This is a genomic window from Gluconobacter roseus NBRC 3990 (assembly GCF_006538885.1).
Taxonomy (GTDB): Bacteria; Pseudomonadota; Alphaproteobacteria; order Acetobacterales; family Acetobacteraceae; genus Gluconobacter; species Gluconobacter roseus.
The window spans coordinates 181,904-201,681 of the sequence record NZ_BJLY01000001.1; the positions used below are offsets into that span (position 1 = coordinate 181,904).

Consider the following 19,778-nt stretch of genomic DNA (forward strand, 5'->3'; position numbering starts at 1 on the left):
ACCGGTTGTGCAGATTGCGCTTGAACTGGCCTGCGGTGTCCTGATCGGGTTTACGCTGGGCCTGATCGGCGGTGGCGGCTCCATCCTTGCCGTTCCGCTGATGGTCTATGTGGTGGGGGTGAAGAACCCCCATGTCGCGATCGGGACGAGTGCCATGGCCGTGGCGGTCAATGCGCTGACCGGGCTGGTCAGTCATGCCCGGGCGGGGACGGTCAAATGGAAATGCGCGGCCATTTTCGCGCCCTGCGGTGTGGTGGGGGCGTTCATCGGGGCGGCCTTCGGCAAAGCGGTGAACGGGCAGAAGCTGCTGCTCTGTTTTGCGCTGCTGATGATCGCAGTCGGTGTGCTCATGTTGCGGGGGCGGCGCAATCAGGGCGAGGCGGGGGCGGCGTGCAATCGCCAGAACATGCCGCGCGTCATGATGGCCGGGGCCGGGACGGGTGTTCTATCCGGGTTTTTCGGGATCGGTGGTGGGTTCCTGATTGTGCCCGCGCTCATTGCCTGTACGCGGATGCCCATTCTCAATGCCGTGGGCACGTCGCTTGTGGCCGTGGCCGCGCTGGGGGCCAGTACGGCGCTGAGTTACATGCTCTCGGGCTATGTGGACTGGGTAATGGGGGCGCTGTTCGTGGCGGGAGGAATTGTGGGCAGTTTCCTCGGAACCCGGGCGGCGAAGCGTCTGTCGGGTTCCGGTGCGGCGCTGACGACGTTTTTCGCCTGCGTCATCTTCACGGTTGCGGCCTATATGATCTGGAAGAGCCTTTCGGCTCTCTAAGAGCGGTCAGTCGAGGCCGAAATTCGGGAAGATGGTGAAACAGACCATCGAGAAATAGAACATCACTGCCAGCAGGATGTGACACATATAGAGCGGCGCGATCATGGCGCCGCGCCTGCGGAAGAAGGCCATCAGGACGCCGAAAGATGCGATGGCGACGGCGAGCGCCACGTTCAGCATGAGGCGGCTGTCACCATTGCTGAGTGCGATGATCAGGAAGATTGATCCGACCACGGCCGAGCCGACATGGAGCGGGGTGAGGAAGCTGTAGGGGCGTTTGTAGCGGGCTGCGAAAATTGCGAGCCAGATACCCATCATCACCGTCAGAGTGAAACATCCCGTCGAAGCATACAGCATCTGTCATCCACCTTGTGCCTGATGTATCCGCGCATACTCTCGGACCCGTGACCGGAATATCCGGAAGTCACCATGTTCCTCAGAACTTGCGAAACAGGGCGCTCCGACTGATTCTCTACTCCAGAACGGCTTTTGCGGCCAGACGTTCCCCGGCTCCGGGTCATCGTGTGTGGGGTTGTGAGGCCATATATGGGAAAAATTATACCGCCATAGGGTATTTTGATCTCTGCGGGTTTCCTTTCTGTTTCGATATGACATACTGGTTACACGCAATGGGTCGGGAGGAAGACGAGGGAATGGATCTGGGAGCACGCCTGCGTTTTGTCCGGACGGCGAGGAGCCTGTCCCAGCGTGAACTGGCCAAGCGGACCGGTGTGACCAATTCCACCATTTCCCTCATCGAGTCCGGGGACATGAATCCTTCGGTCGGGACGCTCAAGCGGGTTCTGGACGGAATCCCGGTGACGCTCGGGGAGTTTTTCAGCATTGCGCCGGATGGCGGTGAGAAGATCTTCTTCCGGTCGGACGAACTGGTCACGTTCGAGCAGGGGGGCGTGACGTTCCGGCAGGTGGGCGCGCCGGCATTTGGCCGGACCCTGCAGATCCTGAATGAGAATTATGCGCCAGGCGCGGATACCGGGTCTTCGGTCTATGCCCATGAGGGCGAGGAAGGCGGGTTTATCCTGCGTGGCCGGGTGGAGATTACGGTCGGAGAGCGGTGCGAGGTGCTGGGGCCGGGGGACGCCTATCATTTCGACAGCCGGCAGCCGCATCGTTTCCGCTGTGTCAGTCCGGACGGCTGCGAGATCATCAGCGCCTGTACGCCGCCGACGTTCTAGTTGCCCGTGGTCCGGTGTGCCGGGTTCTCAAAAAAGCGGGAGGGCTGTGGCTTCCCGTGATTATGGGGCGTTGAGTCCGCGAGTAAGCCTGCCCGTGTTGCGGTCCGGGGCAGGTGGTCCAGCGGAGAGTCACGGACATGTGCGACCGTCCGTTTTCAGAAAAACATGAGTGGCGTCACGCGGTTTCCCGTTTCTTTCGGGCGGGGCTGGGCGTGGCGGTGATGCTCTGTGCCCTGTGCGCGGGCAGCCCGGTTTCGGCGGAGACGGTCACGCGGACGCGGGATATCTGTCCGATCCGCAGGACGACATTACAGATCGGGCGGCAGAGCCTTGCGGCGGCCGTGGCGGAGCTGGCGCGCAAGACGAAATGTCCGGTTCTGATGGATGATGCGCTGTTGCAGGGCGGGAGCAGTATTGCGGTCCGTGGGGCCTATACGCCGCGGGAGGCGCTGATCCGGCTGCTGGGGAATACGGAGCTGGATGTGATCGAGACGGTGCAGGGGCTGGCGGTCATGCCGCTGACCTATCGGGCGGCGCATCGCATGGATAATGCCTCGCGGATGTAGGGACGCTCAGCGGCGGGACGTCCAGACGCGGCGTTGCAGCAGGAAGGTCAGGAACGCCATCAGGGCGAGATAGACCAGGACGTAAAGGCCGATCCGTCTGCGCTCGGTCTGGTGCGGGTGCGCCACCCAGTTGAGGAAAGCGGAGACGTCGCTGGCCATTTGCGCGGAGGTTGCGCGGGTGCCGTCGGGATAGGTCAGCATGCCGTCCTGAAGGGGCGGGGGCATGCCGATATGCTTCCATTTCAGGGCAGTGTTGTAATAGCGGCCCTCATCGAGTTTTACGCCCGGCGGGGGGGGGGCGTAGGAAAGCAGGATCCGCCGGATTTCGTCTGCGCCGCCGGGCAGCGTCAGGGCCAGCCGGGACAGATCGGGCGGGAGCAGGCCGTGATTGGCGAGGCGACCAACTGCTGCGTTGGGATAGGGCGAGAGCATCGGATCGGAGGGGGTGGCGTGGCGGGTTTTCGGGTCGCCGTTGTCATCCACGCCATCGGGTAATTCCTGATCCGCGGCCCATTTGCGAATATCGTCCGGGGAGAGCCCGAGGGCGCTCATGTCTCCATAATCGACATGTTCCATGCCGTGGCAGGCAGCGCAGACCTGCTGAAAGACCATCAGGCCGCGCTGGGCTGGTGTGCTGGCTGCGGCGGGAAGGGCGGTCAGGCTGGCGGCGAGGAGAAGGGGGCGGGTCCAGCGGGTCATGACGGGATCTCCCGTTCGGAAGCCAGCGGCATGACGAGCAGGAAATGGATGAACCACCAGGCCATCGCCACGCGGCTGACGATCAGCCATGCCTCGGTGGGCGGATGCATGCCGGCGACGCCCAGCAGGATGAAGGATGCGAAGGCGAGCGGGAGCGAGAGGCGGACCAGCGGGCGCCGGGTTGCCGGGCGGATGGAGGAGCGGTCCAGCCAGGGCAGGGCGAAGAGGACGGCGAGGCTTCCGGTCGCGAGGATCAGGCCGCCGAGGCGGGAGGGGGCGGCGCGGAGGATTGCGTAGAACGGGGCGAAATACCATTCGGGCCGGATGTCGCGCGGGGTGATGAGCGGGTTGGCCTGAATGTAGTTGTCCGCCAGCGTCAGAAGTCCGGGCAGGAAGAAGACCAGTCCGGCATAGACCATCAGGAACAGGCAGAGCGCGAAGCCGTCCCGACTGGTGTAATAGGGGTGGAACGGCAGGGTCTGGGCCGGGCTTGTGGGATCGATGCCGGTGGGGTTGTTTGATTTCACGACATGCAGGGCCGCGACATGCAGGGCGATGACGCCGAGAATGGCGAAGGCCATCGTGAAGTGCAGCACGAAGAGGCGGTGCAGGGCGATGTTGCCCAGTGTCTCGCCGCCGAGCAGGAGTTCGGAGAGCGGGTGGCCGATCAGGGGGATGGCGTGAACGGCGTTGAGAACCACGGTCGCGCCCCAGTAGGACATCTGTCCCCAGGGCAGAACGTAACCGGCAAAGGCCGTGACCATGATCATGAGCATCAGGCCAAGGCCGGTCAGCCAGAGCAGTTCGCGCGGGGCCTTGTAGGAGCCGTACCACAACCCGCGGCCGAGATGGATGTAGAGGCAGGCGAACAGCATCGTCACGCCGCCCATATGTAGGCTGCGAATGAACCAGCCCGAGGGGATCTGCCGGTCGATGGTTTCGACGCTGGCGAAGGCCTGTGTAATGTCGGGCGTGTAGTTGATCGCGAGGAACAGGCCGCTGGCGATCATGAAGGTCATCGTGACGATCAGGAACGCGCCGAAGCTCCACAGGGTGTTGAGGTTGCGGGGCATCGGAAAGGCGACATATTCGCGGCGCAGGAAGCCTGTGACCGGGAAGCGGCGGTCGAGCCAGCCGGAGGGTTCTGTGTCGGGCATTCTGTCGGGTGAGGGCATGTCGTCCGGTCCTCAGATCTGCTGGATGTCGGACATGCTGAAGCCCGGATCGCCGGCGCTGTGGCCGATGCGGATTTTCGTGTCGGAGAGGAAGGTCACGGGCGGGACAGGTAGGTTGTAGGGGGCGGGCGCGCGTTGGACGACACGGCCTGCGGCGTCGAAATGCGAGCCGTGGCAGGGGCAGAAATAGCCGCCCTTCGCTTCCGGTGCCGAGCCGGGTTTCTCGAAGGTCGGGACGCAGCCCAGATGAGTGCAGATGCCGACCAGAACGCCGTATTCCGGACGGACCGAGCGGTGCCAGTTCGTGGCGTCTTTGGGCTGCTGGAGGATTTTGGAGTCTGCGTCGCGCAGGGTGGCAATGTGGGCGGGGCCCTGAAGGGCGGCCAGCATCTGTGAGGTGCGGCGCTGGATGAAGATGGGCCAGTCCCGCCATTGCACGGTCATGTTCTGTCCGGGGGTGAGCGTGGACAGATCGACTTCCAGCGTGTTGTCGGACAGGGGTGTGGCGGCGGGGTTTTTCAGGCTGTTGAGAAAGGGAACGCTCAGGGCGCAGGCGCCTGCGCAGCCAAGGACGAGGGTTCCGGTTGCCAGCAGGTCCCGCCGTTTTGTGCCGTCCGGGGACGGGGGTGTCTCGCTCTGGGCCATGCGGAACCTCTGCCGACTGTGCCGGGATGTCCGGCGGGAAAGAGGGCGGCAGGATAGGCGGCTTTGCCGTGGCGAGAAAGACAGGGGCGGTAGCTTTTGGGGAAAGCGGAGGCTAGTGTTTTCCGAAATGCTACGGCAATGCGAACTCCGGGAGGGCCCAGGGCCATGACAACGGGACACGGTTTGAGGATCATGCTGGCGGCTCTGCTGGGGCTTGGACCGGTGCTGGCGTCTTCGGCCATGGCGGCGGACGGCGCGGCGCTATACCGCGGCAAATGTGCGATGTGTCACGGGCCTTCGGGTGCGGGACGTCCGGGGACATTTCCGCCGCTGGCCGGACGGGTCGGGCAGATTGCGGGCAGTTCTGACGGGAAGGCGTATCTGGCAGCGGTTCTGGTGAACGGGCTGCATGGGCCGGTTACGGTGGAGGGGCAGTCCTACAAGGGATACATGCCGGCGTTCCGGGCGCTGTCGGATGATGATATTGCGGCCGTGCTGGCTTATGCGGCGACGCTGGGCGGTGGGTCGGCGGCGTCTGGTGTGGCAGCGTCGGACGTGGCATCCATACGGGGGACGGCCATGGATGCGGCGGCGATTCAGGCGAAAAGGCAGGCTCTTGTGGCCTCCCATGTGATCCACTGAGAAAAACCGGACATCTTTTGTTGCCAAACAAACGCAAATGCGTCTTGTAACGGTTAATCCATATCTGAATAGCTGCGTTCATTCAGAAATGATGCCAGCCGAGGAAATGGCCAGGGAGGGAACGACCATGTCACAGAGCGTAGTGTCACATACTTTACCGCTAAAGAATCTTCATGTTCCCTCAAGGGACCGGGTGCCGTCCCGTGCGCCGGGGCGTCCTGTCAATCTTCGGCTGAAGGACAATATTCTTGCGGCGATCGCGCGGGTTCTGGTGGAGGAAGGGTATCAGGGCCTGACCATCAGCCGCGTGGCCAAGGCGGCGGGGGTTTCGACCGCGACGGTCTATCGGCGCTGGCCGACGAAGCAGGCGATGTTCTTCGATGCGATCCGTCTGTGGCGTGATGATCTGACGCCGCAGATCGATACGGGCAGTTTTGCCGGGGATGTGGATGCGCTGATTGCGGCGCGGGTCCGTTTTCTCGCGACACCGCTGGGGCGGACCTATGGCACGCTGCTGGGTGAGGCGGTGCATGATCCGGAATTCGGTCAGGTTCTGTGGGAGACGAGCGTGGTTCCGGCGCGGGCGCAGATGGCGCAGTTTCTTGAGCGCGCAAGCCGTCGCGGGGAGAATGTTTTCTGTCAGGACCCGGATACGGTTCTCGACATGCTGCTCAGCACGATCCACTTCCGGGCCATGAACATGCTCGGGCGTGAGTCCATGAATACCGAGAAGAACCTGCAGGAAATCCAGTCGCTCGCGCACTGCCTGATTTCCTGCTGATCCGTCCCGGGGGTTTTCAGAAGCCGTAGGAGACGCGGCCGCCGATGAAGCGCGGCGGCCCGGGGATGTAGAAATAGGTTGTTGTTGCCATGCCGCCGCTTTCAAAGAAGCTGCGGTTAAGCAGGTTGGACGCGTAGACCGTGGCTTCCCATTTCCCGGATGAGGGACGCAGGGTGGCATGGGCGCCGAGCAGGAAATAGGGCGGCAGGCGGTAGAAGCCGGTGCCGCCGACGGCGATGGCCTGACTGCCGCGATAGGACCAGTCCGGACCGATATCGAAACCCAGTGAAGATGTCAGAGGCTGGCGCCATTCCGCCTGACCGTTGAGGGTCAGTTTGGGCTGGCCGTTATCCACGCCCGCGAAATTACTGTTCACCGCCTGCCAGACGCCGGTTTTGGCGTAGGCGGCATTGGTGGCGGCGCGGTTGACGTTCAGGAAGTCCTGATAATTGCCGCGCTGCCAGCCGATATTCTGCGTCACGAAGACATGGCGCACCGGGTGCAGTTCGATCGTGCCCTCGAAACCCCAGCTTTCGGATTTGGGGACGTTCGTGATCTCGCTGAGTGGGCCGTAATTCGGGATCAGCACCGTGCCCACGACCTGCTGGTTGTGAAAATCGTTGTAGAAGGCCGCCCCGTTCAGACGCAGGACGTTGGGGATCGGGTCGCTCTTGAAGCCGAGTTCGTAGGTCAGCACCGTCTCGGGGCCGAACGGGTCGAGCTGGGCCTGGATCTGGGTGTTGTTGGCGCTGAAGCCGCCGGGTTTGAAGCCCTTGCTCATCTTGTAATAGACGAGCGTGCTTTTCGTAGCCTGCCATGAAACGCCGACCTGTCCGGCGAACTGGGCCGAGGCCGTGCTCTCACCGTGGAAGGCCGTGGTCTTGCCACCGAAGATTTCCGATGTCAGGCCGGGGAGGCTGCGGTCGTCGATTTCATGCAGCAGGCCTGCGAACAGCGTCACGTTATGTGGCAGGCGATAGCTGATATGGCCGAACTCGGACGTGCTTTCCTGATTCATGGAGAAGGACGTGGCCATCATGTAACCGCGCGCTGCATAGTCGGTGTAATCGAAGAAAAAGCGCTGTTTCATGCGGCTGCGCTGATAGAATGCGCCGACGACCCATTGCAGGCGGCTGTCGGGATTGCTGGAGCCCAGACGCAGTTCCTGCGTGAAAGCATTGGCGCTGATGGTGCGGTAGGTGTCGGCTTCGGAGCGGGAGGTGCCGTCCTGATCGGTGTATTCGCCCTGCCGCTCGGTCTCGAAAGCCGTGACAGAGGTGAGTTTCGCAAAGCCGAAATTATGATCCATATGCAGGTCCCAGCCCCAGAACTGGTTGTGTTCGCTGGGCTTGAGGCCTTCGGGACGTCCGATCAGATTTGCGAATTGCGGGCGGGAGGACCACTCGGCCTGTGTCTGGCCAAGCTGGGGCAGGCCGGTCGTGCCGATCAGGCGGTGGATGGCCTGACTGGTGACGACCTGACTGTTGTCCTGCACGAAATGGCCGGAGAGCAGGATCGTGGTGCGGTTGTCATCCGAGTGCCAGCGCAGCTTGCCGCGCAGGGCATAGGAATCCGCGTCTCCGAGATGGGCGCCGTTCTGCGGGTCGGTCTGCCAGCCGCCACCCTGTCGGATCTGGCCAGCCAGACGGAAATCCAGACCTTTGGCGATCGGGCCGGAAATATAGGCCTCGCTGCGGCTGCGGGCGTAGGAGGCGATGTCCTGACTGGCACCGTAATGCAGGGTGCTGGTCGGGTCGGCGGTGCGCAGACGGACTTCACCGCCGGTGTCGGACTGTCCGTGTGTGGTGCCAACCGGGCCGGGGGTGACGGTGGCGTCTGCCAGATCGAACATCAGGCCGCTCGACATGGTCGATAACGCGAAGGGCACGTCATCGAAATAGGTCATGACGGTGGGGATGTTGTTCATCGTGAAGTCGTTGAAGCCGACGCCACGCAGATAGAAATTGGTCGAGGCCGTGCCGTTGATGGACTGGATCGTCAGGTTGGGCGCCACGCGCTCCAGATCACGCAGGGTGACGACGCCGCGCTGGATCAGGCGGTCTGCGGTCAGGCGGGTGTCGGCGTCTGGAAGGTGCTGGGCGGCGGCGAAGGCGAAATCCGTCCGGCGGGCGGTGACGGAGATTGTTTCGGTGTCACGGGCCTGGATGGCATGGGGCGCGGGCGGAGTGGCCGGGTGGGAGGCAGGCTTTGCGGGCGTGTGGTGAGGGCCTGCATGATGGGGCGTGCGGGCCTTGCCGGCCAGCGGTTTTGTCTCTTCCGGCGGGGCCGCAAGGGCGAGGGAAGGGCCAAGGAGACTGGCGCTCAGGAGAAGGGCCTTGCGAAGCGTCATGGAAGGGGCGGGTCTCCTGGAGGGGGCGATATCGGTGGGGGCATCCTGCCTGAAAACGGGGAGGAAAGCCCTGAAAAACATCGTGCTTATATTGCACTCGCGCATCGGAGCCAACGATCCGTGCAAACTGGTTCCTGAGGCGAAAGATTTCGCTTGAACTGTTATGATATAACATAATAAGAGAGCCGTTCCGATTATCCTTCGCTCCTGCCCGTCTTCCTGCCCGGAGGTTTCATGCCGTCTTTCGTGTCTGCCCGTTCATTTCTTCTGCTACTGGGCTGCACCACTGCCCTTGCCGATTCCGCATTCGCGCAGTCGGTTACGTCGTCCACTCCGGCTTCGCAGGCGACGACGCCTTCTGCGGCACAGACGGATGACGAGACGTCCGCTGCGCGGTCCAGCTTCGGTCATGCCGATGACCAGCATGGAACGACGACGACGGAAGTCAGTCGCGCAGGGGCGGATGACATTACCGTCAACGCTCATCTTGAGCGGGCGCGCGCGGCGCTTCAGCCGTCTACGGGTGCGACGACCTATAATTTCTCGCGACAGGCCATTGAGCCCAATCCCGGCGGTGACAATGCGGGGCTGAACACGCTGCTGTTGCAGGCTCCGGGTGTGGCGCAGGACAGCTACGGACAGATCCATGTGCGTGGTGACCATAATGAAGTGCAGTTCCGTCTGGACGGTGTGGCGCTTCCGGAAGGCATGAGCGTTTTCGGGCAGACGCTCATGACCCGGTTTGCACATTCCATGTCGCTGACGACCGGCGCGCTGCCGAGTGAGTACGGGTTCCTTCAGGCCGGTGTGATCGATATCAACACCAAGAACGGCTATTCGGACGCTGGTGGTGACGTTTCGATCTATGGTGGCGCACGCGACTATTTCTTCCCGTCCGCGCAGTTTGGCGGCCATCATGGCAAGTGGGACTGGTTTGCGACGGGTGATTTCGTTCACAACCGTGTCGGGATTGAAAATACGACGCCGAGCTTCAACGCCCTGCATGATCTGACGAACCAGTATCACTTTCTGGGTCATGCCCGTTACACAGTGGATGAAAACACGCGGATCAGCCTGACCGCTGGTGTGTCCAATGCCGAGTACCAGCTTCCCAACAATCCGGGGCAGCAGCGTCAGTTCGCCAATCCGTCCTTTGCCAATAGTGACCTGTCACAGCAGCTCTATGGTAATGGCGACAGTTCAAGCCTGAACGAGCACCAGAAGGAAATCACGGATTTCGGCATCCTGTCTCTGCAGAAAGACATGGGCAAGCTGAGCTTCCAGACGTCTGCCGTGCTGCGTTACAGCTCGCTGCGCTATTCGCCTGATCCGCTGGGCGATCTGGTCTATAACGGCATTGCCCAGCGTGCGGCGCGTTCGGTCTTCTCGACGGGTACGCAGTCCGATGCCACATGGCAGGCGGCGAAGGATCATACGGTCCGCTTCGGCTACCAGATCTATGTGGAGCGGAACGTTTCCAAGTCGGATTCAACCGTCTATCCGCAGAGCGGCGAGGATGCTGACGGGGAAGCGGTTTATTCCGACAACCCGCTGACCATTCATGATGGCACGGGCCGGACGGGCTGGATGTATGGGCTTTATGCGCAGGACGAGTGGCGTCCGCTGAAGAACCTGACGATCAATTATGGTCTGCGGTTTGATGGGGTGGATGAATATACCCATTCCAAGCAGGTCAGTCCGCGCCTGAACATTGTTTACAAGCCCTGGCATGGCGGGACGTTCCATGCGGGATATTCGCGTTACTTCACGCCGCCGCCGTTTGAACTGGTTGGCGGGACGTCGCTTAACAAGTTTGCCAATACATCGGCAGCTCCGGGGACGTTCCAGAACAGTAACGTGAAGGCCGAGCGCGATCATTACTTTGATGCGGGCTTCTCGCAGACCCTTCTGCCGGGCTGGCATGCGTCGTTTGATGCGTATGTGAAGCTGGCCAAGAACATGATCGACGAAGGCCAGTTCGGCTCTCCGGTCATTCTGTCGGCGTTCAATTATCGTCGCGGGCAGGTTCATGGTTATGAATTCGCCACCGACTATACCCGCGGCGCCTTCAGTGTGTACGGCAATTTCTCCTGGTCGCGCGCTATCGGCAAGGACATCACCACGGCGCAGTGGAACTTTGATCCGGACGATCTGGCCTATACCAGCAAGCACTGGATCCATCTGGATCACGATCAGCGCTGGACCGCTTCTGCAGGTGGAAGCTATTCCTTCTTCCACCGGACGGGCCATCCGCTGCGTCTGTCGGCTACGATGGTCTATGGCAGTGGTCTGCGGGCGGATGGTGCGACGCCGAACGGGGCTTCCGTTCCGCAATATGCAACGTTCAACCTGTCGCTGGTGCAGTCCTTCAAGGATCTGTTCCAGGTGCCGTTCCTCAAGCGCACGCAGCTGCGTCTTGACGTGACCAACCTGTTTGACCGGACCTATCTGCTGCGTGATGGTAGCGGCATTGGTGTGGGTGCGCCGCAATATGGTCTGCGCCGGACGATCCTCACCGGTATTGACCAGCGTTTCTGACGCTGGTTCCTGACGGGTCGGATGATCCGTCAGGCTGGTCCGTTTTCCGGGGACAAAAGTGCCCGGTAGCGGATTTTTTCGAGGGCGGCCGGGATGTCCATCACCGGCACGGCCTCGCACAGAAAATCGCCCTGTACGAAATCACATTCCATCTCGAGCAGCGCGCGCACCTGTGTGGCGCTGCCGATGCCTTCGGCGACGACCTTGCGTCCGAGGCTGTGGACGATGTCGATTACGCCCCGGATGATGGCGGCGTCCGTGCCGTGGCGTTCCAGCCCGGCGACGAAGGCCCGGTTGATCTTCACGTAATCGAACGTGATGGTTTTGAGATGGGTCAGGGAGGCAAAGCCCGTACCGAAATCGTCCAGCGAGATCTGCACGCCCTGACGGTGCAGGGTGTCGAGTTCATGTTCGAGCTGCTGGTGATGGGGACGGGAGAAGACGTTCTCGGTGACTTCCAGAGCCAGGGAGTCGAGCGGGACGTTCATTTCCTCGGCGACCGTGCTGATATTCGTGAAGAAGCCGCTGCCTTCGAGGTCGCATGAGGCGATGTTGATGGCGATGCGCTCGAAACGGACGTTCTGTTCCTGAAGCAGGCGCATGTCCTGCATGACCTGATGTGTGACGAAGGTATTCAGCGTTAGGGTCAGTCGCGGGTCATCGAAGACTTCCGGGAAATGCTGCGGGGACAGGAGGCTGTGCTGCGGGTGGTCCCAGTGCAGGAGGGCCTCGAAGGAAATGCGGCCCGGGGCGCTCAGGGAAAAGATAGGCTGGTAGAAGACTTCGATGCTGTGGTCGCGCAGACCGGTCTGGACGCGTCTGCGCAGACGGGCGGCGAGGTCCAGCTTCTCTTCCATCGCCGGGTGATATTCGCAGATCCGGTTCCGCCCGCTTGTCTTGGCGGCATACAGGGCGAGATCGGCGCGTTTGAGCAGGGATTTTTCCCGGGCGTCTGGAAGGGGAACGCAGACATAGCCGATACTGACGGTACAGGCATGGCTCATGATCGGGTTGCGGAAGGTGAAACGCATCCGGGCGAGGATGTCGAGAAGGGCCGTTTCGAACAGGGCGGGGATGTTGCCTGTCATGAGGATGGCGAATTCGTCGCCGCCGATGCGGGCGATGAAACAGCTGTCGCTCTGGAAGTCCTGGAGTTTTTCGGCAACCTTCCGCAGCAGGCGGTCGCCTGCATCATGGCCGGACGTGTCGTTGATCGTCTTGAATGTGTCGATGTCGAGCAGGGCCAGGCAGATATGGCTTGCAGCGCTTGTGCGCAGGAGCCGGCGCAGGGGCGTGGGAAAAATGCTGGCGGTTGGAAATCTTGGTCAGGAAGTCGGTGTTGACGGCTTTCTGGAGCTTCTGGCGGCTGGCCTTCAGGTGGTTTTCAGCCTGTTTGCGGGACGTGATGTCAAAGCGGATAGCCACGTAGCTCGTGACTTTGCCGTTTTCCGCAATATGGGGAACGATGGTTGTATCGACCCAGTAGAGGGAGCCGTCGCGGCGGCGGTTGCAGATTTCGCCGTGCCAGACATGGCCTGAGGCAACCGTCCGGTACATCTGCCGGAAGAACTTCCTGTCATGCTGGCCGGAGCGCAGCATCCGGTGGTCGTTGCCGATGAGTTCGGCGCGGGTATAGCCGCTGATTTCCTCGAAGCGACTGTTGACCGAAAGAATACGGCCACGGGTATCAGTGATGGCAACAATGGCGGAACAGTCGAGGGCGTGAAGAACGAAATCGTCACGGGTCCCCTGAGGCCAGTTATTGACGTAATTCAGGTTTTTCCTGACATCATCCTCTTGTTTTTCCATCACCCGGGTTGACTCTCTCGATAGGAGATCCGGGTAATATCATACAATAATTAAGCGTTCGTTAAAAGGCTGTTGCGGTATTTTTGGGAACCTTTTCGCAGAGCTGCTGCAGGTTTTCCAGTCTTCCAGATGTAATGTTAGTTTTTATTTGATAATTTTCAGTAAAAGCAAAAGCCGTGCCGGATGGCTCCGGCGCGGCTGGGGCAGGGCCAACGTCAAGGTCAGAGTTCGGCCCACTGACGCAGCAGGTTGTGATAGGTCGAAGTCAGGCCGAGAACGGCGGGGTGGTTGTCGGGCAGGGCCTTGCGGGTTTCGATGATGGAGCAGTCGAAATCGTAGAGCAGCCTGCGCTTCGTGTCGTCACGGACCATCGACTGGGACCAGAAGAATGAGGCCCAGCGGCTGCCGCGTGTGATGCGGTTGACGCTGTGCAGGCTGGTCGAGGGGTAGAGTACCATGTCACCGGCGGGGAGTTTGACGCTCTGGGTGCCGTAGGTGTCCTGGATGACGAGTTCGCCGCCGTCATACTCATCCGGGCCGGTGAGGAAGAGCGTGGAGGAGACATCCGTGCGGATGCGCATTCCGGCGCCCGGGATCGGGCGGATGGCGTTGTCCACATGGGCGTCGAAATGCATGCCGGTATCGTAACGGTTGAAGAGGGGCGGGTAGACGCGCAGGGGCAGGGCGGCGCTGTTGAAGGTCGGGTTGCGGCCGAGCGCGCGCAGGACCCGTTCGCCGAGTTCGCGGCATTCAGGGGAGTCCTGCGGGATCTGGAGGTTCAGCTTGGCCTTGGCGGACTGTTCGCCGGCTGTGACGCGGCCGTCCGTCCATTCGGCGTTTTCCAGCCTGTCACGGAAGTAGCAGACATCTTCGGGGGAGAGGACATTGGGGATATGGATGAGCATGCGTCTTGTTCTCTGGGAGGGAAGGTTCAGTTGAGAATGAATCTTATCTTCGACTCATAAGACTGTTTGTGAAGGGCGGCAATCGGGGGTGGGGGTGAGTGTCGCGCTTCCGTCCGTTGACACGTCTGGCAGAGCGGGGGATGAGACGGGGATGGCATTTCATTCCCTTTCCGTTGCGTGGTGTGCGGGACTGTCGCGCAGGCAGGTGGCTGCTGCGTGTCTTGCTGTGCTGGCCTGTGGTGCGGCGCCGGTTTGGGCCTCGGAAGGGATGGGGGCGCCACTGTCCATTCACGATGCGATTGCGGCGGCCTGGAGGACGGACCCCGTGCGGGCCGAGCTGGAGACCAATCAGGATTCCGCCGATGCGCGCGCGAAGGCGGCGCAGTCCTGGTTTGCGGGTGGTCCGACGCTGACGGGCGACTACTATGATGATCGCATCAGCGGTTCCAATCATGGCTACATCACCTGGCAGGGCGGCGTTTCCGTGCCGCTCTGGCTGCCGGGGCAGGGCACGGCGACCGAGAACGTGGCGAAGGCCGAGGCGAAGACAGCGACGGTCCGCCTCGATGTAGAGCGGATGTCGGTTGCGGTGCGGGTCGTGGATGCGACGGGAGCTGCAATCATGGCCATGCGTCGGCAGACGGCGGCGCTGGCGACGGTGGCGGCATTACGGCGGATCGAGGACGATGTACAGCGGGCCGGGCATGTGGGCGAAATCGCGGTGTCGGATCAGCAGGCCGTGGAGGCGCAGCTGGCTCAGGCGCGGAACGAAGCCGACATGGCGGCTGAGGAGATTGAAACCACGGCGAGCCAGTTGCGGACGCTGACGGGGCTGCCGGGGGTGCCGGACATCACGCAGGCGGACGAGCACTGGCTGGCGCTGACGCGGGCCAATGATGCGCGCTGGGTCGAGGATGTTGATCCGCGGGTACGGGCGACGCATCAGGCCGTGATTGCGGCGCAGAACCAGATGAAGCTGGCGCGCAAGAGCTTCATGCCCAATCCGGAAATCGGCGTCGATGCGATCGATCAGGGGCAGTATGACAGCCCCTGGGATACGCAGGTGGGTGTCAATCTGCGGGTGCCGCTGCCGAGTGCGGTGACGAATACGCCGCAGGAATCCGCAGCGCGGGACCGGATGGCGGCGGCGACGCGGCAGGAAATCGAGGCGCGGCGGGCGGTGCGTAACGAGATGGCGCAGGTGCGGGCGCATCTGGTCGCGGCGACGGGATCGCTGTCGAATTCGCGGGTCGAGGCCAGTTCCATGCTGCGCCGGGCGGACGGGATGGAGCGGTCCTGGCGGGTGGGTGAGACGCCGCTGATCGAGGCGTTGCGGGCGCGGATGGATGCGTATCGGGCGCTGCTGGATCTGAACCGTGCGGAGATTGCCTGGCATGCGGCGATCATCCGGATGGGTATTGCGACGGGGACCATTCCATGAGCCGGTTTGTACGTTTTCTGGTCTGTGGGGTGGCGCTGTGCGCTCTGTCGCGTGCGGGGGCAGCGGATGCGCCGGGCTGGATGCAGCCGCTGACGCTCGGGGCCGAGGCGCGGGACGGCGAGCATCTCCAGACCGCGACGGTGCGGCAGGGGACGCTGCATGACACTGTCTCGGCGCTGGCGCGGGTGAGCGCGGATCTGTCGCGGACGGTGGTGATCCGCACGAGCGGGGATGGGAAGGTCACGGCTGTGCGGGTGACGCCGGGGCAGACTGTGGTGCCCGGACAGGCGCTCATTGATTACACGGATCATTCCCTTCATGTGCTGCATCTTCAGCTTGAGCAGGACGAGGCAGCTCTGGCCTCGGCGAAGGCAACGCTGGGGGAGGCCGAACTGGCCTATCGGCGCGGGCAGTCGCTTGTGGGCAGCACGGTGTCGGCCGGGGAAGTGCGGCGGCGTCAGGCGGCGGTGCAGCAGGCGCGCAGTACGGTCGTGGCGCGGGAAGCGGATATCGGGCTGATCCAGCATCGGCTGACGGAGGAGTTCACCTCCGTGACGGAAAAGATCGTGCAGGATGAGGCGTCCACGCTGATTTCGCCGGTGCGGGGTGTTGTACAGTCCATCCAGACTTCCGTGGCGTCGGATGTGACGCCGGGGCAGCCTGTGGCGACGGTCGTGGATCTGTCGGGTGTGTGGATTGTCGCGGATCTGCGGCCGGATGAGGTGTCGCGGCTGGTGCCGGGCGGTGTTGTAACCGTCCAGCCTTCAGGCAATGCGCGGGCCGAGCCGTTCCGGGCGAAGATTACGACGATTGATGGTGTGGCTGATCCGGTGACGGGGCTGGTGCGGGTGGTGTGTGTCGTGGACCGGCCGGTGGCGTTTCTGCGGCCGGGGATCATGCTGGATGCGGCGCTTGAGACCAGCGAGGCCGTGGATGGCATGATCGTGCCATCGAATGCGGTGCAGACGATCGAGGGGCATGATCTTGTCTATGTGCAGACTGCCGAGGGGCAGTATGCGCCGCGCGAGGTCCGGGTGCGGCTAGCGACGGATGAGAGCGTCGTCGTGCAGGGCAATCTGAAAGCGGGAGATGCTGTGGTGACGGAGGGCAGTTTTGCCCTGAAATCCATGTCGCTCGTCAGCGGGCTGGATACGGACTGACCGGGTTTCATGCTACATTTTTTCCAGTCCAACCGTTTTGTCCTACTGGGTCTGCTTGTTGCGCTGATGATCGGCGGGGTGATGACCGTGCCGGGCCTGCCGGTTGAGCCAGTGCCGGATATTTCGCCCAAACAGGTCATGGTTTCGGTGACTGCGCCGGGGCTGGCGACGGAAGAAGTCGAGAAGCTCATCACCTTTCCGGTTGAGGCGAGCCTGACGGGTATTCCGGGCGTGACGGATCTGCGCTCCGTGTCACGGACAGGGGTGTCGGCGGTCTATCTGCAGTTCGATGACGCGACGGATATTGATCTGGACCGGACGCGGGTTTCCGAACGGCTGCAGGCGGCGCGGGACAGCATCACCATGCCGGGCGTGAGTGTCTCGATGGGGCCGCTGGCGACGGGTATGGGCGAGATCATGCAGTTGCAGATCCGGGGCGCCGGGCTCTCGCTGATGGAGCTGAACCGGCTCATGACCTGGACGGTCGTGCCGCAGTTGCGGCTGGTGCCGGGTGTTGTGGACGTCAACGTCAATGGCGGGTCGGTCGAGACGTATCAGGTGGCGGTTGATCCGGCGCGGATGCGGGCATTCGGGGTCTCGGTCAGCGAGATCGTGCAGGCTGTCGATACGAACAATGCGTCCTCCGGTGGCGGATGGATTGCGCATCATGCCGAGCAGAATGTGGTGGTTGGCCGGGCACTGGTGGGCAGTCTGGCGGATTTTGGCGCCATTCCGGTGAAGCTGGGAACAGGCGGGCATGTGATCCGGCTGCGGGACATGGGTGTTGTGTCCGCCGGGCCGAGGACGCGGCTGGGGGCCGTAACGCGGGACGGGCAGGGCGAGGCGGTCATTGGCGTTGTGATGATGCAGACCGGGGCGAGCTCGAATGCGACGCTGGATGCAATCGGGCGCGTGCTGCCGGCGATCCGGCAGTCCCTGCCGCCGGGAGTGACGCTGGAGCCGTTTTACAGCCGGGCGAGCCTGACGGGACAGACGATTCATACGGTCAAGGAGAACCTGCTGATCGGCGCGGCGCTGGTGCTGTTCGTGCTGGTCGTCGTGCTTGGGGACTGGCGGGCGGCGCTGGTGATCGTGTCCGTCATTCCGGCGTCTCTGGTGGCGGCGATGGCGGGGATGCGGCTGTTTGGCGTGTCGGCCAATCTTCTGAGTCTGGGTGCGATCGATTTCGGGATGATCGTGGACAGTTCGCTCGTCGTGGTGGAGCACATCATGGTCGAGCGTGGGGAGCGTCGGGCGTCCGGATCCTTTGCCGCGCTGACAGCGGATGCCGCACGGGCCGTGGTGCGTCCGGTCAGTTTTGCGATCTTCGTCATCATCATGGTCTATCTGCCGGTGCTCACGCTTCAGGGCATTGAGGGCAAGATGTTCCGGCCAATGGCGCAGACGGTCATCATGGCGCTGCTGGCTTCGCTGGCGTACTGCTTCGTCTGTGTTCCGGTGCTGGCGGCGCTGGTGATGCGCAATGCCCAGCCGGACCGGGAGACCTGGTTCGTGCGAACGGTACGGCGGTATTACGAGCCGGCGCTGCGCTGGACGGAGCATCACAGCGGGCGGCTTCTGGTCGTGACCGTGGCGGCGTTTCTGCTGGCGGTGCTGATCGGCGGGCGTCTGGGCGGGGAGTTCGTGCCGCAGCTTGAGGAGGGCTCGCTGGTCCTGACTTCGACGCGCCTGCCGGGGGCGTCGCTTGATACGGTGCTGGAGGGCGTGACGGCGGAAGAGAAAATCCTGCGGTCGTTCCCGGAAGTGCAGACTGTCGTCAGCAGCACGGGTACGGCGGCGATTCCGACTGATCCGATGGGGACGAACGAGACCGATACGTTTATTTTCCTTCGTCCGCATGAGGAATGGAAAACGGCGTCCACGCAGGCCGGGCTGGTTACGAAGATCAATGACGTGCTGGAAAAGACGCGGCCGGATGCGGCGTATTCCTGGTCGCAGCCGATCCAGATGCGGATGGATGATCTGCTGGCCGGTGTGCGCACGCAGCTTGCGATTTCGGTCTATGGCGATGATCTGTCGGAGCTGAACCGGATTGCGGGGCAGGTGGTTGAGACGCTGCGGACGGTGCGCGGTGCGGCGGATGTGGCGTTGCAGGGGAGCGGGACGGTGCCGTTCCTGCATATTGATGTCAACCGGGATGCGGCGGCGCGGTTGGGGGTATCGGTGCCGGATATTCTGGCGGTTGTGGAAGCTGTAGGCGGGCATGTCGGCAAACCGGTGACGGTGCAGGGGGCGATCATTCCGACGCAGGTGCGTCTGCGGGAGGATGCGGTCAGTTCGGCGGACCGGATCGGGCATCTGCAGGTGCGTCGGGCGGACGGGCAGGGCTGGGTTCTGCTGTCGCAGGTGGCGGATATCGTGCTGTCGGATGGCGTGTCGCGGATTGACCGGGACAATATCCATCGCCGGGTGATCGTGCAGGCCAATATTCGTGGGCGGGATGTGAGTTCGTTCGTGGCAGCGGCGCAGCAGGCCGTGGCGCAGAAGATCAGGATGCCGCAGGGCTACCGGATGGTCTGGGCCGGGCAGTTCCGGAACCTGCAATCCGCGCTGCACCGTCTGTTCATTGTCGTGCCGATCGCGCTGGCGCTGATCTTCCTGCTGCTGGTGGCGGCTCTGGGATCGTTCGGGGCGGCGGCGCTGGTCTTTGCCAATCTGCCGATGGCGGCGACGGGGGGGATTTTCGTACTCGCGCTCCGGGGTCTGCCGTTCAGCATTGCGGCGGGGATCGGGTTTATTGCGCTGTTTGGCGTGGCGATTCTGAACGGTGTGGTGCTGGTCAGCCAGATCCGGGTGTTCCGGCAGGAAGGTCTTGCGGCGGCGGATGCGGCGTTTCAGGCGGCCCGGAGCCGGTTACGGCCGGTTCTGGCGACAGCGTCCGTGGCCAGTCTGGGCTTCTTTCCGATGGCGTTTTCGGGCGGGTCGGGTGCGGAAGTGGAGCGGCCTCTGGCGTCGGTCGTGATCGGAGGGCTGGTGTCCTCCACGCTGCTGACGTTGTTTGTATTGCCGACGCTTTATGCGCGGTTCTTTGGCCGCGACGACGAAAGCGCCCCGAACAGGGATTGAGCCTGTCCG

Annotated in this window: 17 protein-coding genes; 9 read left to right on the plus strand and 8 right to left on the minus strand. The window is 62.7% G+C overall.

The window, feature by feature from the left end:
- The first annotated feature begins 7 nt into the window (after positions 1–7).
- Positions 8–775 (plus strand): sulfite exporter TauE/SafE family protein, encoded by a 768-nt coding sequence (locus GRO01_RS00710; RefSeq protein WP_062507916.1) that lies wholly within the window; start codon positions 8–10, stop codon positions 773–775.
- 6 nt (positions 776–781) lie between these two features.
- On the opposite strand, the gene GRO01_RS00715 is transcribed toward GRO01_RS00710, so the two are convergent.
- Positions 782–1,132, minus strand: coding sequence for a hypothetical protein (locus GRO01_RS00715; protein WP_062507914.1), 351 nt, complete (start codon positions 1,130–1,132; stop codon positions 782–784).
- Positions 1,133–1,404: 272 nt separating this feature from the next.
- Here GRO01_RS00715 and GRO01_RS00720 point away from each other — a divergent pair, with 272 nt between their 5' ends.
- Positions 1,405–1,971: a cupin domain-containing protein gene (locus GRO01_RS00720; protein ID WP_231490105.1), complete on the plus strand. Its 567-nt coding sequence runs from the start codon at positions 1,405–1,407 to the stop codon at positions 1,969–1,971.
- A gap of 137 nt (positions 1,972–2,108) precedes the next feature.
- Entirely contained in the window at positions 2,109–2,537 is a 429-nt protein-coding gene (locus tag GRO01_RS00725; protein WP_062507910.1) for an STN domain-containing protein, read from the plus strand.
- A gap of 6 nt (positions 2,538–2,543) precedes the next feature.
- On the opposite strand, the gene GRO01_RS00730 is transcribed toward GRO01_RS00725, so the two are convergent.
- Genes GRO01_RS00730 through petA form a run of 3 tightly spaced genes read right to left on the minus strand, consistent with a single transcriptional unit; the run spans position 2,544 to position 5,056 of the window.
- A complete protein-coding gene (locus tag GRO01_RS00730; protein ID WP_141306720.1) occupies positions 2,544–3,236 on the minus strand; it encodes a cytochrome c1 in 693 nt (230 codons plus the stop codon).
- Positions 3,233–4,411, minus strand: a complete 1,179-nt coding sequence (locus GRO01_RS00735) for a cytochrome b (RefSeq protein ID WP_141306722.1) — start codon at positions 4,409–4,411, stop codon at positions 3,233–3,235. The genes GRO01_RS00730 and GRO01_RS00735 overlap by 4 nt, the downstream gene beginning before the upstream one ends.
- Positions 4,412–4,423: 12 nt before the next feature.
- Positions 4,424–5,056: a ubiquinol-cytochrome c reductase iron-sulfur subunit gene (gene petA, locus GRO01_RS00740; protein WP_062508304.1), complete on the minus strand. Its 633-nt coding sequence runs from the start codon at positions 5,054–5,056 to the stop codon at positions 4,424–4,426.
- A 165-nt stretch (positions 5,057–5,221) separates the two neighbouring features.
- Between petA and GRO01_RS00745 the strand changes: the two genes are divergently transcribed.
- Positions 5,222–5,698 (plus strand): c-type cytochrome, encoded by a 477-nt coding sequence (locus GRO01_RS00745; RefSeq protein WP_167494554.1) that lies wholly within the window; start codon positions 5,222–5,224, stop codon positions 5,696–5,698.
- A 127-nt stretch (positions 5,699–5,825) separates the two neighbouring features.
- Positions 5,826–6,479 carry a TetR/AcrR family transcriptional regulator gene (locus GRO01_RS00750; RefSeq protein ID WP_062508508.1) on the plus strand — a complete coding sequence of 218 codons (654 nt, stop codon included), beginning with the start codon at positions 5,826–5,828 and terminating at the stop codon, positions 6,477–6,479.
- Between the two features lie 16 nt (positions 6,480–6,495).
- On the opposite strand, the gene GRO01_RS00755 is transcribed toward GRO01_RS00750, so the two are convergent.
- A complete protein-coding gene (locus GRO01_RS00755; protein ID WP_062508308.1) occupies positions 6,496–8,829 on the minus strand; it encodes a TonB-dependent receptor in 2,334 nt (777 codons plus the stop codon).
- 234 nt (positions 8,830–9,063) lie between these two features.
- Between GRO01_RS00755 and GRO01_RS00760 the strand changes: the two genes are divergently transcribed.
- On the plus strand, positions 9,064–11,367 hold the full coding sequence (locus GRO01_RS00760) for a TonB-dependent receptor (RefSeq protein WP_062508310.1): 2,304 nt from the start codon (positions 9,064–9,066) through the stop codon (positions 11,365–11,367).
- A 29-nt stretch (positions 11,368–11,396) separates the two neighbouring features.
- On the opposite strand, the gene GRO01_RS00765 is transcribed toward GRO01_RS00760, so the two are convergent.
- From GRO01_RS00765 to GRO01_RS00775, 3 genes are all read right to left on the minus strand, one after another.
- The gene (locus GRO01_RS00765) at positions 11,397–12,671 is read right to left on the minus strand and encodes a putative bifunctional diguanylate cyclase/phosphodiesterase (RefSeq protein ID WP_083541302.1); all 1,275 of its coding nucleotides are present in this window, start codon (positions 12,669–12,671) and stop codon (positions 11,397–11,399) included.
- Positions 12,559–13,176 (minus strand): PAS domain-containing protein, encoded by a 618-nt coding sequence (locus tag GRO01_RS00770; protein ID WP_062508314.1) that lies wholly within the window; start codon positions 13,174–13,176, stop codon positions 12,559–12,561. Before GRO01_RS00770 ends, GRO01_RS00765 begins: the two co-directional genes overlap by 113 nt.
- Before the next feature lie 221 nt (positions 13,177–13,397).
- Positions 13,398–14,081 carry a Fe2+-dependent dioxygenase gene (locus GRO01_RS00775; protein WP_062508316.1) on the minus strand — a complete coding sequence of 228 codons (684 nt, stop codon included), beginning with the start codon at positions 14,079–14,081 and terminating at the stop codon, positions 13,398–13,400.
- Positions 14,082–14,349: 268 nt separating this feature from the next.
- Here GRO01_RS00775 and GRO01_RS00780 point away from each other — a divergent pair, with 268 nt between their 5' ends.
- The 3 genes from GRO01_RS00780 to GRO01_RS00790 are packed head-to-tail and all read left to right on the plus strand — an operon-like array spanning position 14,350 to position 19,769.
- Complete coding sequence (locus GRO01_RS00780; protein WP_062508510.1) at positions 14,350–15,522, plus strand: TolC family protein; 1,173 nt, start codon at positions 14,350–14,352, stop codon at positions 15,520–15,522.
- Positions 15,519–16,682 carry an efflux RND transporter periplasmic adaptor subunit gene (locus tag GRO01_RS00785; protein WP_062508318.1) on the plus strand — a complete coding sequence of 388 codons (1,164 nt, stop codon included), beginning with the start codon at positions 15,519–15,521 and terminating at the stop codon, positions 16,680–16,682. Before GRO01_RS00780 ends, GRO01_RS00785 begins: the two co-directional genes overlap by 4 nt.
- Positions 16,683–16,691: 9 nt before the next feature.
- Entirely contained in the window at positions 16,692–19,769 is a 3,078-nt protein-coding gene (locus GRO01_RS00790; protein ID WP_141306726.1) for an efflux RND transporter permease subunit, read from the plus strand.
- The last annotated feature ends 9 nt before the right edge of the window (positions 19,770–19,778 follow it).

Excerpts from the sequence above, each read along its gene's own strand:
- GRO01_RS00715 (WP_062507914.1), bottom strand. The coding sequence starts at position 1,132 with ATGCTGTATGCTTCGACGGGATGTTTCACTCTGACGGTGATGATGGGT.
- GRO01_RS00720 (WP_231490105.1), top strand. The coding sequence starts at position 1,405 with ATGGGTCGGGAGGAAGACGAGGGAATGGATCTGGGAGCACGCCTGCGT.
- GRO01_RS00725 (WP_062507910.1), top strand. The coding sequence starts at position 2,109 with ATGTGCGACCGTCCGTTTTCAGAAAAACATGAGTGGCGTCACGCGGTT.
- GRO01_RS00730 (WP_141306720.1), bottom strand. The coding sequence starts at position 3,236 with ATGACCCGCTGGACCCGCCCCCTTCTCCTCGCCGCCAGCCTGACCGCC.
- GRO01_RS00735 (WP_141306722.1), bottom strand. The coding sequence starts at position 4,411 with ATGCCCTCACCCGACAGAATGCCCGACACAGAACCCTCCGGCTGGCTC.
- petA (WP_062508304.1), bottom strand. The coding sequence starts at position 5,056 with ATGGCCCAGAGCGAGACACCCCCGTCCCCGGACGGCACAAAACGGCGG.
- GRO01_RS00745 (WP_167494554.1), top strand. The coding sequence starts at position 5,222 with ATGACAACGGGACACGGTTTGAGGATCATGCTGGCGGCTCTGCTGGGG.
- GRO01_RS00750 (WP_062508508.1), top strand. The coding sequence starts at position 5,826 with ATGTCACAGAGCGTAGTGTCACATACTTTACCGCTAAAGAATCTTCAT.
- GRO01_RS00755 (WP_062508308.1), bottom strand. The coding sequence starts at position 8,829 with ATGACGCTTCGCAAGGCCCTTCTCCTGAGCGCCAGTCTCCTTGGCCCT.
- GRO01_RS00760 (WP_062508310.1), top strand. The coding sequence starts at position 9,064 with ATGCCGTCTTTCGTGTCTGCCCGTTCATTTCTTCTGCTACTGGGCTGC.
- GRO01_RS00770 (WP_062508314.1), bottom strand. The coding sequence starts at position 13,176 with ATGGAAAAACAAGAGGATGATGTCAGGAAAAACCTGAATTACGTCAAT.
- GRO01_RS00775 (WP_062508316.1), bottom strand. The coding sequence starts at position 14,081 with ATGCTCATCCATATCCCCAATGTCCTCTCCCCCGAAGATGTCTGCTAC.
- GRO01_RS00780 (WP_062508510.1), top strand. The coding sequence starts at position 14,350 with ATGGGGGCGCCACTGTCCATTCACGATGCGATTGCGGCGGCCTGGAGG.
- GRO01_RS00785 (WP_062508318.1), top strand. The coding sequence starts at position 15,519 with ATGAGCCGGTTTGTACGTTTTCTGGTCTGTGGGGTGGCGCTGTGCGCT.
- GRO01_RS00790 (WP_141306726.1), top strand. The coding sequence starts at position 16,692 with ATGCTACATTTTTTCCAGTCCAACCGTTTTGTCCTACTGGGTCTGCTT.